At 71.4% G+C, this 12,976-nt stretch carries 14 protein-coding genes; 6 read left to right on the top strand and 8 right to left on the bottom strand.

Features of this window, described 5'->3' with window-relative positions:
- Window positions 1-98: 98 nt before the first annotated feature.
- Entirely contained in the window at window positions 99-785 is a 687-nt protein-coding gene (locus IE99_RS0121015; RefSeq protein ID WP_030173446.1) for a response regulator transcription factor, read from the top strand.
- On the top strand, window positions 782-2,284 hold the full coding sequence (locus tag IE99_RS0121010; protein ID WP_030173443.1) for a sensor histidine kinase: 1,503 nt from the start codon (window positions 782-784) through the stop codon (window positions 2,282-2,284). The genes IE99_RS0121015 and IE99_RS0121010 overlap by 4 nt, the downstream gene beginning before the upstream one ends.
- Before the next feature lie 170 nt (window positions 2,285-2,454).
- On the opposite strand, the gene IE99_RS0121005 is transcribed toward IE99_RS0121010, so the two are convergent.
- Complete coding sequence (locus IE99_RS0121005; protein ID WP_030173440.1) at window positions 2,455-3,300, bottom strand: oxygenase MpaB family protein; 846 nt, start codon at window positions 3,298-3,300, stop codon at window positions 2,455-2,457.
- Window positions 3,301-3,395: 95 nt separating this feature from the next.
- Between IE99_RS0121005 and arfB the strand changes: the two genes are divergently transcribed.
- Entirely contained in the window at window positions 3,396-3,821 is a 426-nt protein-coding gene (gene arfB, locus IE99_RS0121000; RefSeq protein ID WP_030173438.1) for an alternative ribosome rescue aminoacyl-tRNA hydrolase ArfB, read from the top strand.
- A gap of 78 nt (window positions 3,822-3,899) precedes the next feature.
- Here arfB and IE99_RS0120995 read toward each other — a convergent pair whose 3' ends face one another.
- From IE99_RS0120995 to IE99_RS0120985, 3 genes are all read right to left on the bottom strand, one after another.
- On the bottom strand, window positions 3,900-4,976 hold the full coding sequence (locus IE99_RS0120995) for a hypothetical protein (protein WP_030173434.1): 1,077 nt from the start codon (window positions 4,974-4,976) through the stop codon (window positions 3,900-3,902).
- 143 nt (window positions 4,977-5,119) lie between these two features.
- A complete protein-coding gene (locus IE99_RS0120990) occupies window positions 5,120-5,884 on the bottom strand; it encodes a crotonase/enoyl-CoA hydratase family protein (RefSeq protein ID WP_030173432.1) in 765 nt (254 codons plus the stop codon).
- Between the two features lie 8 nt (window positions 5,885-5,892).
- Window positions 5,893-6,666: an SDR family oxidoreductase gene (locus IE99_RS0120985; RefSeq protein ID WP_030173429.1), complete on the bottom strand. Its 774-nt coding sequence runs from the start codon at window positions 6,664-6,666 to the stop codon at window positions 5,893-5,895.
- Window positions 6,667-6,857: 191 nt separating this feature from the next.
- Between IE99_RS0120985 and IE99_RS0120980 the strand changes: the two genes are divergently transcribed.
- Both IE99_RS0120980 and IE99_RS0120975 read left to right on the top strand, forming a co-directional pair.
- Window positions 6,858-7,709, top strand: coding sequence for an SDR family oxidoreductase (locus IE99_RS0120980; RefSeq protein ID WP_030173426.1), 852 nt, complete (start codon window positions 6,858-6,860; stop codon window positions 7,707-7,709).
- A 4-nt stretch (window positions 7,710-7,713) separates the two neighbouring features.
- On the top strand, window positions 7,714-8,736 hold the full coding sequence (locus tag IE99_RS0120975; protein WP_030173423.1) for a DNA topoisomerase IB: 1,023 nt from the start codon (window positions 7,714-7,716) through the stop codon (window positions 8,734-8,736).
- On the opposite strand, the gene IE99_RS0120970 is transcribed toward IE99_RS0120975, so the two are convergent.
- From IE99_RS0120970 to IE99_RS0120955, 4 genes are all read right to left on the bottom strand, one after another.
- Entirely contained in the window at window positions 8,733-9,497 is a 765-nt protein-coding gene (locus IE99_RS0120970; RefSeq protein ID WP_030173421.1) for a metallophosphoesterase family protein, read from the bottom strand. The two genes, IE99_RS0120975 and IE99_RS0120970, sit on opposite strands and share 4 nt — an antisense overlap.
- Window positions 9,494-9,733: a BON domain-containing protein gene (locus IE99_RS0120965; protein WP_030173419.1), complete on the bottom strand. Its 240-nt coding sequence runs from the start codon at window positions 9,731-9,733 to the stop codon at window positions 9,494-9,496. Before IE99_RS0120965 ends, IE99_RS0120970 begins: the two co-directional genes overlap by 4 nt.
- Complete coding sequence (locus IE99_RS0120960) at window positions 9,730-10,341, bottom strand: nucleotidyltransferase (protein ID WP_245623294.1); 612 nt, start codon at window positions 10,339-10,341, stop codon at window positions 9,730-9,732. The genes IE99_RS0120965 and IE99_RS0120960 overlap by 4 nt, the downstream gene beginning before the upstream one ends.
- Before the next feature lie 108 nt (window positions 10,342-10,449).
- Entirely contained in the window at window positions 10,450-11,772 is a 1,323-nt protein-coding gene (locus tag IE99_RS0120955) for a family 1 glycosylhydrolase (protein ID WP_037559845.1), read from the bottom strand.
- Between the two features lie 619 nt (window positions 11,773-12,391).
- On the opposite strand from IE99_RS0120955, the gene IE99_RS0120950 reads away from it, so the two are divergent.
- Entirely contained in the window at window positions 12,392-12,892 is a 501-nt protein-coding gene (locus IE99_RS0120950; RefSeq protein ID WP_030173412.1) for a C40 family peptidase, read from the top strand.
- Window positions 12,893-12,976 lie beyond the last annotated feature (84 nt).

Here is a 12,976-nt window from a genome sequence, read left to right as displayed (position 1 = left end):
GCTCGCGTTCAGGGGACTTTCAGGTCGGGATGCGAACCTCCGCGCGTGGAGAGTGATTCGTGATCGAACCGGAAACGAGCGGCAGGACGCCGGAGGCGATGCTGCTCGTCGTCGAGGACGAGCCCAGCATCCTTGAACTGCTCGCCGGCAGCCTGCGCTTCACCGGTTTCGCGGTGGTCACCGCGTCGAACGGCGCGGACGCGATCCGGGCGGCGCGGCGGCACCGGCCCGATCTGATCATCCTGGACGTGATGCTGCCCGACATCGACGGGTTCGATGTGGCACGGCGGCTGCGGTCCGGCGGCGACCGCACCCCGATCCTGTTCCTCACCGCCCGGGACGCCGTGCAGGACCGCGTGAAGGGCCTCACGATCGGCGGCGACGACTACGTCACCAAGCCGTTCAGCCTGGAGGAGGTCGTCGCCCGGATCCGGGCGGTCCTGCGGCGGTTCCGCGGCGGGGGCGCCGAGCCGCCGCCGCGGCTGGTGTTCGCCCATCTGGAGCTGGACGAGGAGAGCCACGAGGTGTGGCGGGACGGCCGTCCGGTGCAGCTGTCGCCGACCGAGTTCAAGCTGCTGCGGTACCTCATGGCGAACGCGGGACGCGTCCTGTCGAAGGCGCAGATCCTCGACCACGTGTGGAACTACGACTTCCAGGGCGACTCGGGCATCGTCGAGTCGTACGTGTCGGCGCTGCGGCGGAAGGTCGACACCGGGGAGCCGCGCCTGATCCACACGCTGCGCAGCGTCGGCTACGTGCTGCGCGAGCCCCCGGGCGGGACGTGACGGCGGGCGTCTCGCGGTACCGGGCGCCGCTGCGGGTCAAGCTGATCGCGGGGATGCTCGTCCTCGTCACGCTCGGCATGATCGTGATCAGCGGGGCGAGCGCCTCCGCGCTGCGGCGGTACCTCGTGGGGCGGGCCGACGAGCAGCTGCGCACGTCCGCGGCGCAGGTCGTCGACCGGGTCGTCCCGCAGCTCAGGCGGGGCCGGGAACGGGTAGCGATCCGCATCCCGAGCGAGATGTACGGCCAGTTGCGGGACGCGTCGGGGCGCGAGATCACGGCGACCGCCGCGATCGGCCTGGCCGGGTACCCGCGGCTGCCCGCCGATCTCGGCACGCGGCTGGGCAGGCCGTTCACCGTGCGGGGGGCGGGCGGTTCGACGGCGGCGTGGCGGGTGCTCGCGGAGCCGATCCCGGGCGGTGTGATCGTCCTCGCGCTGAACATGGACGAGATCCGCCGCACCGTGCGGCGGCTGGTCGCGATCGACGTGATCGTCGGGCTGGTGGTGCTGGCCGGCCTGACGGGGCTCGGCGTGTGGGTCGTCCGGGCGAGCCTGCGGCCGCTGTCGGCCATCGAGGAGACCGCCGGGGCGATCGCCGCCGGTGACCTGTCGCGGCGCGTTCCGGAGGACGATCCGGGCACCGAGGTGGGGCGGCTCGGCCGGTCGCTCAACGCGATGCTGACGCAGATCGAGGCGGCGTTCCGGGCGCGCGCGGAGTCGGAGGCGGCGGCGCGCCGGTCGGAGGAGAACGCGCTGCGCTCGGAGGAGCGGATGCGGCGGTTCGTCGCGGACGCGAGCCACGAGCTCCGCACGCCCCTGACCGCGATCCGGGGGTTCGCCGAGTTCTACCGGCAGGGCGCGGCCCGCGATCCCGCCGAGACCGGGCGGCTGATCGGGCGGATCGAGGAGACGGCGGCGCGGATGGGGCTGCTCGTGGAGGACCTGCTGCTGCTGGCCCGGCTGGACCGGCAGCGTCCGATCGAGCGGCGCCCGGTTGACCTGCTCGCGGTCGCGGCGGACGCCGTCCAGGAGGCCCGGGTCCTCGCGCCGGACCGGGAGATCGGCCTGTCGGTCGAGGGCGGGCTGGCGTACCAGGTGCGGGGGGACGAGCCGCGGCTGCGGCAGGTGCTCGGCAACCTGCTGTCGAACGCGCTCGCGCACACGCCGGCGGGCTCACCGGTGGAGGTGCGGCTCGGGCCGGGGACGCTGCGCGGCGTCCCGGCGGCGGTGCTCGCGGTCGCGGACCGGGGGCCGGGGCTGTCGCCCGAGCAGCGGGAGCGGGTGTTCGAGCGGTTCTACCGGGTCGACAGCGCGCGCTCGCGGGAGGACGGCGGGACGGGCCTCGGCCTCGCGATCGTCGCGGCCCTGGTCGCCGCGCACGGCGGAGCCGTGGAGGTCGAGTCCGGCGGCATGGCGGTCGAGGGCGAGTCCGTGGGCGGGCAGGCGGGTGGGGCGCCGGGCGCGACGTTCCGGGTCGTCCTGCCGCTGGACGAGGCGTAGCCCACGCCGGGTTCCTCCTCAGGCTCTGGGGGGAGCGGGCGGACGGGCGGCGCCCGGTGACCGGGGTCCCCGGCCGGGCCGGGTTCGGGGGCCCCGGACCTCGGCCGCGCGCCCCTCCGGGGGCGCGCGGCCGTCCCGCCTTCAGGAGGCGGGCGCGTGCGGCTCGGGTGTCAGGCGGCGGACTCGTTGGTGCGGACCGTGATGGCGGGACGGCGCGTCCTGCTCATCTTGGCCAGCATCCGGCGGGTGGCGAACAGGTAGTACTCGCGCGGCATCGTCCGGACGCGCAGCGGCAGCCGGGGGTAGACGACCGCGAGCGCGCTCATGAGCAGGTGGAAGCGCCGCTCGCGCGCCGCGTTCCACTTCCACCCGTACTGCTCGCGCAGGGGCGCCGGCATCAGCCCGGCGGTGATCAGCCGGACGGCGGCGAGGCCGGGCGCGGCGAGGAGGCCCGCGGGGACCTTCGGGTCGAGGACCTGCTCGGCGACGGCGCGCGAGACGTCCGAGATCCGCAGCGTGTTCACCATGTTCGCGTAGTACTCGCGGAAGTCCCGGTAGGTCGCGGGCATCCGCTCCTCGGGGCAGCCGAGAATGGTGGCGTAGATCTTCGTCTGGCCGTAGTACTCCTCCAGCTCCCGCTCGGTGAACCTCCGGCGGAACAGCAGCTGGTAGAACTGCGTCGCCACGGCGAACAGGGTGGCCGCGACCCAGACCTGGAGCTCGGGGTCGTTCGCCTGGTAGTCCGGGCCGGTGATGGAGTCGTGCCCCTTGGTGACGAAGGCGCTGAGCGTCTCGGCCTCCTCCCGGGTGCCGAACTGCACGACGTAGAGCCAGCCCATCGTGTTGCGCAGCCGGCGCACGGGGTCCTCGGCCGTGTAGCTGTGGTCGAACACACCCTGGGCGACCTTGGGGTGCGCGGTCTGGAGCAGGGACGCCGCCCCGCCGGCCGCGATCAGCGCGCCCTCGCGGCTGATGACGCGGATGAGGTCGTCGTCGTGGAACAGTCCATCGCTCATGGCCCTCAGTGTAAGTAAGTACTTGCAGTTGTCGCCACACGCCTCCCGATGAAAACGGGACGACACTTCCGTCCCCGGACGGGATAATCGGGGGCATGTCCGACCGGATCCTCGTCAGCGGCTCGCTCTCCATCCCGGAGTCCGAGCTCGGCTGGCGCTTCTCCCGCTCGTCCGGGCCGGGCGGCCAGCATGTCAACACCAGCGCCACCGCCGCCGAGCTCAGCTTCGACGTGGCGAACTCCCCCTCCATCCCGGACGTCCTGCGCGACCGCGCCCTGAACCGCCTCGCCGGACGGCTCGTCCGCGGCGTCCTCACCATCCGCGCCGAGGAGTACCGCTCCCAGCAGCGCAACCGCGACGCCGCACGCGCCCGCCTCGCCGCCCTGCTGGCCGAGGCGACGGCCCCGCCCCCCAAGAAGCGGATCCCCAAGAAGGTCCCGCGCGGCATCAACGAGCGCCGCCTGCAGCACAAGAAGCAGCGCTCGGCGATCAAGAAGGACCGCTCCAGGCGCTGGCACTGACCCGGACGGCGAAACGCCCGCCCCCTCCGCGAGGAGGGAGACGGGCGTTCGGCGTCCTGCCGGCCGAGCCGCTCGAGGTCAGCCGAAATATTCGATGAAGGGGGTCTTCTTCTCGGGGGTGGACGCGGTGCCGGCGCTGACGAGCGCGGCCGTGCCGGGACGGTGGTCGAGGTCGCCGGCCTGGACGGTGCCGGTGCGGGCCGGGCCGTTCAGGGTCGTCCAGGCGGTGCCGCTGTAGTGCATGTACTGCGTCTTGGTGCCCGTGGTGATCGGGAGCATGACCACACCGCTCGCCCCGTCCGAGGACAGGCCGATTCCGGCGGCGTTCAGCGGGGTGTTGACCGTCCGCCAGGCGCTGCCGTTGTAGTGCAGCAGCGCGTTGGTGACCTGGGCGTTCTGCTTGACCCGCAGGACGTAGACGTTCGTCGGCGAGTTCACCACGATGCGGTGCATGACGGCCTGGTAGGCGGGGACGCCGACCGATCCCGGGATCTTGATGGTCCGCCAGGTGGAGCCGTTGTAGTGCATCACGAGACCGGTCACGGTCGTGCCGCTCGTCGTGGTGCCCGCGAGCCACACGTTGTTCTTGGCCTTGACGTCCACGGCCGTGATGGAGGACGAGGCGGGCAGCGGGACCTTCGCGTCCGTCCAGGCGGTGCCCGTCCAGCGGAGAATGGCGCTGATGCCCCCGGCGGACGAGTCGAGCCCGCCGATCGAGTAGGCGGTGCCGTCGGTGGCGGCGGCGACCTGGGTGGGCAGGGTGACCCCGCCCGGCCAGGCGACCTTGGCCCACGTGGTGCCGTTCCAGTAGAGGCCGAGCGTCCCGCCGAGGCTGTAGCCGACGATCCAGGCGCGGCTCGCGCTCGCGGCGGCGACGTCGGTCGGGGTGAAGCCGACCGGGCTGGTCTGGCCGACCCACGCCGAGCCGTTCCAGCGGACGATCTTGGCCTGCGGACTGAAGAACGAGCCGGCCGCGCCGACGCTCCAGCCGACACCCTTGCTCGCGAAGTCGACCCGGTCGTTGCTGCCGTTGTAGGCCAGGGCCGAGCTGCCGATGTTGCGCCAGCTCGCGGCGTGGGCGGGCGCGGCGACCGCGACCATCCCGGCGCCGCAGGCAAGGGCCGTCACCCCGGCCAGCACCGCGTTCCGTCTCATATGTCCACTCCCAAGATCAGGTAAGGCGCCCCCAAAAGAGTACGGGATGACTTACCCCGCGGTAAGGGGTATCGGGCGGCAAGCCGGAAATGCCGGACGCCCGGAGCGCTCTTCCGCTCCGGGCGTCCGCGAGAACCGCCGGGCTACTCGCCCGTCCAGTTCGGCTTGCGCTTCTCGGCGAAGGCCGCCGGGCCCTCCTGGGCGTCCTTGGAGGTGAAGACCGGCAGCGTGACCTCCTGCTGCTTCTTCCACACCTCGTCCGGGCCCCAGGTCGGGGACTCGACGATGACCTTCTTGGTCGCCGCGAGCGCCAGCGGGGCGTTCTCGGCGACCTTCAGGGCCAGCTCGCGGGCCGCGGCCAGCGCGCCGCCCGGCTCGGTGAGCCGGTTGACGAACCCGAGCTCGGCCATCCGCTCCGCCGGGTACTTGTCGCCGGTCAGGGCGATCTCCATGGCGATGTGGAACGGGATCCGCTGCGGAAGCCGCAGCAGACCGCCGCCCGCCGCGACGAGGCCGCGCTTCGGCTCGGGCAGCCCGAACTGGGCGTCCCGGGCCGCGACGACCATGTCGCAGGACAGCGCGATCTCGCACCCGCCGGCCAGGGCGTAGCCCTCGATCGCGGCGATCAGCGGCTTGGCCGCCGGACGCTCGACGATGCCGGCGAACCCGCGGCCCTCCACGATCGGGTTGTCCCCGGTCAGGAAGCCCTTGAGGTCCATGCCCGCGCAGAACGTGCCGCCGGCGCCGGTCAGGACGCCGATCGACAGGTCCTTGCGGGAGTCCAGCTCGTCCAGCGCCGCCGCGATCCCCTGGGCCACCGCGCCGTTGACGGCGTTGCGGGCCTCGGGCCGGTTGATCGTGATGACGAGGACGGCGCCGTCCTCCTCGGTCAGAACAGCGTCGGTCATTCAGTGCCTCACTTCGGCTGGAAGCGGATGCCGCCGTCGAAGCGGATGGTCTCGCCGTTCATGTAGTCGTTCTCGATGAGCGACTTCACGAGGTGCGCGAACTCCGACGCCTTGCCCATGCGCTTCGGGAACGGGACGGGGGCGGCCAGCTTGGCCTTGAACGCCTCGGCGGCCTCGCCCTCGCCGTAGATCGGCGTGTCGATGATGCCGGGGCAGATGGTGTTGACGCGGACGCCGATCGCGGCGAGGTCGCGGGCGGCGGGCAGCGTCATGCCGACGATGCCGCCCTTCGACGCCGAGTAGGCGACCTGGCCGGTCTGGCCCTCTAGCGCCGCGACGGACGCGGTGTTGATCACCACGCCGCGCAGGCCGTCGGCGTCGGCCGGCTCGGTCTTGGAGATGGCCGAGGCGCCGATCCGCATGAGGTTGAAGGTGCCGATCAGGTTGATCCTGATGACGGTCTCGAACTGGCCGAGGTCGTGCGGGGTGCCGTCGCGGCCGACGGTCCGCGAGGCCCAGCCGATGCCGGCGCTGTTGACGATGACGCGCAGCGGGGCGCCGGTGTCGACGGCCGCCTGCACGGCGGCCTGCACCTGCTCCTCGCTGGAGACGTCCGTCTTGACGAAGACGCCGCCGATCTCGTCGGCGAGCTTCTTGCCCTTGTCCTCGTTGAGGTCGGCGACGACCACCTTGGCGCCCGCGGCGGCCAGCGTGCGGACGCAGGCCTCACCGAGGCCGCTCGCGCCACCGGATACGACGGCGGAAACTCCGTTCAGTTCCATAAGCAGCACCTTACGTCAGGGACCGAATGTGGTTCGGGGTGATGTTACCCAGACGTCACCCCGGGCTCTGCGCACGGCCCGCCCTCTAGCGGACCGCGAAGTTACCTGTGGGTCACCATACGGGGATGTTTGCCCCCCGCGCCTCCGGGCACCCGCCCGCCAGGACGGATCCCAGGGGGAGGAACGACCGGATGAGCGGAACCCCGCGCGCACAGACCCAGCCCTACCCGGGGCGCACCGAGGACATGTCGCCCGAACCGCGCGACGAGATGCGCGACTACACCGGCGCGGGGCATCTGGCCGGCCGCCGGGCCCTGATCACCGGCGGCGACTCCGGCATCGGCCGCGCGGTGGCCGTCGCGTTCGCCAAGGAGGGCGCGGACGTCGCGCTCACCTACCTCAGCGAGGACGACGACGCCCGGCGCACGGCGGAGCTCGTCCGGGCCGAGGGCCGCACGTGCGCGACCTTCGGCGGCGACCTCGCCGAGGAGCGGCACTGCCGCCAGGTGGTCGAGCACACCGTCCGCGACCTCGGCGGGCTGGACGTGCTCGTCCTGCACCACGGCACCCAGGCCCCGGTGAAGGACGTCCGCGAGATCGACGACGCCCAGCTGCGCCGGACCTTCGAGGTCAACGTCTACGCCCTCTTCTGGACGGTCCAGGCCGCGCTCGACCATCTCGGGAAGGGCTCGTCCATCATCATCACCGGCTCCATCAACGGGCTGCGCGGCAACAAGGAGCTGATCGACTACGCGGCCAGCAAGGGCGCCGCGATGGTGCTGGCCCAGTCCCTCGCGCAGAACCTCCAGGATCGCGAGATCCGCGTCAACTGCGTCGCGCCGGGCCCCGTCTGGACGCCCCTCATCCCCGCCACGTTCCCCGACGAGAAGGTGGAGGGGTTCGGGAAGCAGGCTCCCATGGAACGGGCGGCCGACCCGGACGAGATCGCGCCGTCGTACGTCTTCTTCGCGTCCAACCGCCTGTCGTCCTACTACACCGGGCAGACGCTGGTGCCCGCCGGCGGCGAGATCCACCCGGGCTGAGCGGATGGATCTGCGGCGCAGCGACCCCGCCGAGCCGGGACTCAGGCGGGTGAAGTGCGGCAAGGGGTTCCGCTACATCGGGCTGGACGGGCACCCCCTGAAGGACCCGGCCGAGAAGGCGCGCATCAAGGCGCTCGTGATCCCGCCCGCGTGGCGGGACGTGTGGATCTGCCCCGACCACGACGGCCACATCCAGGCGATGGGCACCGACACGGCCGGGCGCCGCCAGTACCTCTACCACGACGCCTGGCGGGAGCAGCGCGACAAGGAGAAGCACGACCACGTCCTGGAACTCGCCGAGCGCCTGCCCGATGTGCGCGCGACCATCGCGACCCATCTGGCCGGACGCGGGTACACGCGCGAGCGCGTCCTCTCCGCCGCCGTCCGCCTGATCGACCTCGGGTTCTTCCGCATCGGCAGCGAGGCGTACGCGGCGGAGAACGGCACCTACGGGCTCGCCACCGTCCTGAGGGAGCACGTCACCTGCGGCAAGGGCGAGGTCGCGTTCGACTACCCGGCCAAGGGCTCCAAGGAGCGCTTCCAGCGCGTCGCGGACGAGGAGGTCTGCAAGGTCGTCCACGGGCTGCGGCGCCGCCCGGACGACTCCCCCGAACTCCTCGCCTACCGGACGGACCGCGGCTGGCACGACGTCACCGCGTCCGACATCAACGACTTCATCCGGGAGATCACCGGCGGCGACTTCACCGCCAAGGACTTCCGGACCTGGCACGCCACCGTCCTCGCCGCCGTCGGCCTCGCCGTCTCGGTGCGGGCCGCCGGCAGCGACACGGCGCGGAACCGGGCCATCGTCCGGGTCGTCAAGGAGGTCGCGCGGTACCTCGGCAACACCCCCGCGGTCGCGCGCGCGTCCTACATCGACCCCAGGATCATCGAGCTGTACGAAGAGGGCAGAACGATCGCGCCCGCCCTGGGGGAACTGGGCGTCGACGCGGAGGTCGGCCAGCTCGCCACCCAGGGCCCCATCGAGCAGGCCGTCCTCGACCTGCTCCGCGAACGCGGGTCCTAGACCGAAACGGGCTCCTCGGAGAGCGAGTGCGCTCCCGCCGACTCGCCCAACTCCAGGCAGTACACCGCGTACGCGTGCTGGAGCACCGGCAACGCCACGTTCCTGACCCGGACCCCGCCCTTCGTGAGGCCCTTCTCCGTCCCCTTGTGGGCGTGCCCGTGGACGGCCAGCGCCACGTCCCCCGGCGCGTCGATCGCCTCACCGATCAGGTAGCTGCCGAGGAACGGGTAGATCTCCAGGGGCTCCCCTTCCAGCGTGTCCGGAACCGGGGAGTAGTGCGTGAGGGCGACCCGGACATCGGTGTCCAGATCAAGGAGCGCGGCTCCGAGCCGTCCGGCGAAGTCCTTCGTGTGCTGGATGAACGCCTTCGTCTCCGGCTCCCCGAAATCGCTCGCGCACCGGCCCTCGAACCCGCCGCCGAAGCCCTTGCCGCCCGCGATGCCGAGGGTCAGCCCGTTGATCTCGAGGACCGTCGACTCCCCTTCCAGGACGATGACGCCCGCGTCCCGCAGCGTGTCCGTGATCTCCTCCTCCTCGTCGGAGTGGTAGTCGTGGTTGCCGAGCACCGTCACCACCGGGACGCCGAGATCGCGGAGCTCGCCCGCGGCGACCCGGCCCTCCTGGAGCGTCCCGTGCCGGGTCAGGTCGCCCGCGACGAGGAACACGTCCGCGCTGTCGCGCAGGCCCGCGAGCCGCTCCCGGTACGCCCCGGCCACCTCGGGTCCCACGTGCAGGTCGCCCGCCGCCGCCACCCGGATCATGAAAGCGTCTCCTCCCCCTCCGGCTCGATCGCCGACGTGACATGGACCTCGTTGCAGATCCGCCGGCCCTCGGCGGCGGCCCGCGCCGCCTCCTCGACCGCGTGCCGCCGGTCCTCGCTCATGACCTCGCCGCTCAGATGCACCACGTCGCCGCGGACGTCCACCCGAATGCCGAGCTCGTGCGCGTGATGCGCCACGCTCTCCTGGATGTGCGCCGACACATATCCCTCGGTCACAGCACGCTCCCTTCGATGACGTCGAGCCGGGCCAGCAGGGTGAGGAACGCGTACGCGTACGGGGACGACGCCGTCCGCTCCGCCACGTACGGCCAGTCGACCTGCTCCCGCAGCGCCCGGCTCACATGCAGGAAGCCGCTGAAGTCGCAGGCGATCTCGGTGAACGCGAGCAGCCGCATGACGACCAGCTCGGTCGCGGGCAGGACGGGCATCAGCACCGCCCCGACCGTCATCCGCTCCGCCCGTCCGAGCAGCTCGGGCTCCACGGGGCGGCCCGACGGCGTGTGGATGAGATCGATGAGGTGCTCGCCGTCGTAGACCTTCTCCAGCCAGTTCTCCGGGCTCTCCTGATGGCGCATCCCGGCGGCGCACAGCGCCTCCACCGCCGCGCCGACGCTCTCCTCGCACAATACGAAGTCGACGTCGTGGGTGGACACGGCCGCGCCGTGCGCGTAGGCGGCGAACCCGCCGGCGAGCGCGAAGTCCACCCCCGCGTCCAGCATCGCCGCCGCGGCGCGTTTCAGGGACACCAGCAGCCCGTTGCCGACGGCATCGGCGACGGTCTCGGCGACGGTCGCCTCCCCCTGCCGTGTCTGCGTCTCCCCCACGCGCTCCCCCGGGTTGTCGGTGGTAGCGATGGCGGTACCCGGTCAAGGGCGGGTCATTCGGGTCGCGGTCAATCCGGTGCGGACGGCCTGCGCGGCGCCGCCCCGGCGTCAGCGCGGCGCCACCCCGGCGGGCGGTGTCGGCGTCGTCCCGAAGCAGGTGGCGATGGGATCCTCGATCGAGCACCAGCCCGGCCTGCGCACCGGCACGTACCCTTTCGGCACCCCCCGGTTCGCGATGATCGTCCGGTAGGTGGGCACGGCGTCGGTCGGACGGCGTGTCAGCGCCGGGTCGGTCCGGACGTCCACGGTGTAGAGCCCGAACCGGGGCCGGTAGCTGCCCCACTCGTAGTTGTCGGTGAGGCTCCAGTAGTTGTAGCCGATCACCTTCACGCCTTCGGCCATGGCGCGCTGGATCCAGTACAGGTGGTCGCGGAGGTGGTCGGACCGCGTGTAGCCGTCCGCGCGGGGCTTCCCGTCGTCCATCGGCCACCCCTGCTCCACGACGTAGACGGGCAGGTGCGGCAGCCGCCGCTGGTAGTTCTTCAGGACGTGGTAGATCCCCTCCGGCTCGGGGTCGATCTTCCACAGCTCGTTCGTGAGCGTGTACACGGCCGTCAGGTTCTGCAGGTTCGCCCCGTAGTAGTAGTCGATGCCGATGAAGTCGAGCTTGTCGGTGGTGTCGTTGAACAGGGCCGCGTCGAACAGCCCGTTGATCAGCGACCCGTAGGCCACGTTCGCCGACACCGGCGCCCCCGGGTCCACCTCGTGGATCATGTCGTAGGCGGCGCGGTGCGTCCGGATGAGGGCGTCGCGCATCGTCACCACCTGGCCGACGTTCAGCGGCCGCGTCGTGAACTCCTTGAAGATGTAGGCGCTGGCCTCGTTGAACGTGATCCAGATGACGCCCTGGCCCTTGTACCGGTCGACGATGAAGCGGGCGTGGCGGAGCCAGTCCCGCTCGGTCCTCCGGTTCTGCCAGGCGTCCTGGTCGTCCACCCAGCCGGGGTAGACCCAGTGGTCGAGGGTGAGCATCGGCCGCATCCCGGCGGCTTTGATCCGCCGGACGAGATCGTCGTAGTAGGCGAGCGCCTTCGGATCGCGAAACCCCTTGCGGGGCTCGATCCGCGCCCACTCGAGGGACGTCCGGAAGGTGTTCACTCCGAGCCCCCTGGCGAGCTTCAGGTCGCTCGGGTACCGGTGCAGGAAATCGACGGAGTTCCCATAGGGATGCTCTACTCCGCGTGCCTTTCTCGCCACGTAGCGCGTCCAGTTGGAATCGGGGAAGGAACCCTCGCCCTGGAAGCCGGACGTGGAAACACCCCACAGGAATCCGGGCGGGAACGGGACGGTGGCGGGTTTCCCGGCGGACGCCGGGGACGAGAGCGAGATCACCAGAAGGGCGGCGAGGACGGCGGCGAGAGCTGGGCGCACGGGGGGCTCCTCACGACGTGACCTACACGGATCACAAGCGCCCGAGCACGGTCCGTCAACGCCGCCGCGATGACCGGATCCGGCCATCACCCGGTGTGGCGATCATCACAGAACGATTAACCAATGCGGTCGGTGTCCTTTATCACCGCCCGTAATTCCGGCACCGCTCCTCATTCTGAAGATCACGCCTCGCACCCCGTCCCAGCAGCCCCTTTGTAGAACTGTGTCCCAGCTCACAGAACTTCCGAGAAACGCCAGGCAGCGGCTTGATCAGACCTGCGCGCCGAGCACCCGCCACCCAATGCAATGGCTTCGAGATTTGCCACGCCCCGCGAACCCTGGCTACGTTCCTCAACGGTTCGCGGCATCGTCAGCCGCCCACGACAACAGAAGACGCACCCCCCGACGCGCGGCCAGTGACGCCCCGAAGGCCGTCCCCCCGCAGCGGCCGCCGTCGATTCGCCGAGTCCGTGCAGTCACGAGGCACGGAGCCGGAGGCGGCCCTCAGCGCCGCACGGCATCCCCGTCACCCTTCCAGCGGTGACGGCTGCCCCGGCAGGCATCGTCCGCGAGGTCTGGAGTCATTCTGCATACCCCCCGAAACCCCCTGAAGACCGGCATGTCCGTGGCCGGTGGCATGGTGCTCGCGCTCGGCGCGTCCCTGCTCACCGCGGCCCCCGCCGAGGCGGCCGCCCCGTCCCGGCAGGCTCCCGTCACCGCCGCGAAGCTCTCTCAGGCGAGGATCGCCAAGCAGAAGCAGCGTGCCGCGTACGCCGTCCAGTACGCCTACAAGCAGATCGGCGACCCGTACCGCTACGGCGGCACGGGCCCCGGCAAGTGGGACTGCTCGGGCCTCGCGGGAGGCTCCTGGCGGAAGGCCGGCGTGAAGGTGCCCCGCACCACGCAGCAGATCTACCGCTCGGTCAAGTACAAGGTCTCCTGGAAGGGCGCCGTCAAGGGCGACCTCCTGTTCTTCTACGGCGGCCGCACCCACATGGGCATCTACGTCGGCAAGGGCTACATGATCCACGCCCCCAGCTCCGGCAAGCGCGTCAAGAAGGTCAAGCTGAACCGCTACTACAAGCGGAACTTCAGCGGCGCCGTCCGCCCCGGCTACTGAGCCGAACGTGAAGGCCCCCGTGCACGCACGGGGGCCTTCACGTTCGCCCGGGACGCGCGTGCACCCCGAGCCCTTCCGTACCCT

It is taken from the genome of Spirillospora albida, from assembly GCF_000718255.1.
GTDB classification, from domain to species: domain Bacteria; phylum Actinomycetota; class Actinomycetes; order Streptosporangiales; family Streptosporangiaceae; genus Spirillospora; species Spirillospora albida.
The sequence above is the reverse complement of the archived record's forward strand: the minus strand, read 5'-3'. Positions and strand labels throughout refer to the sequence as shown.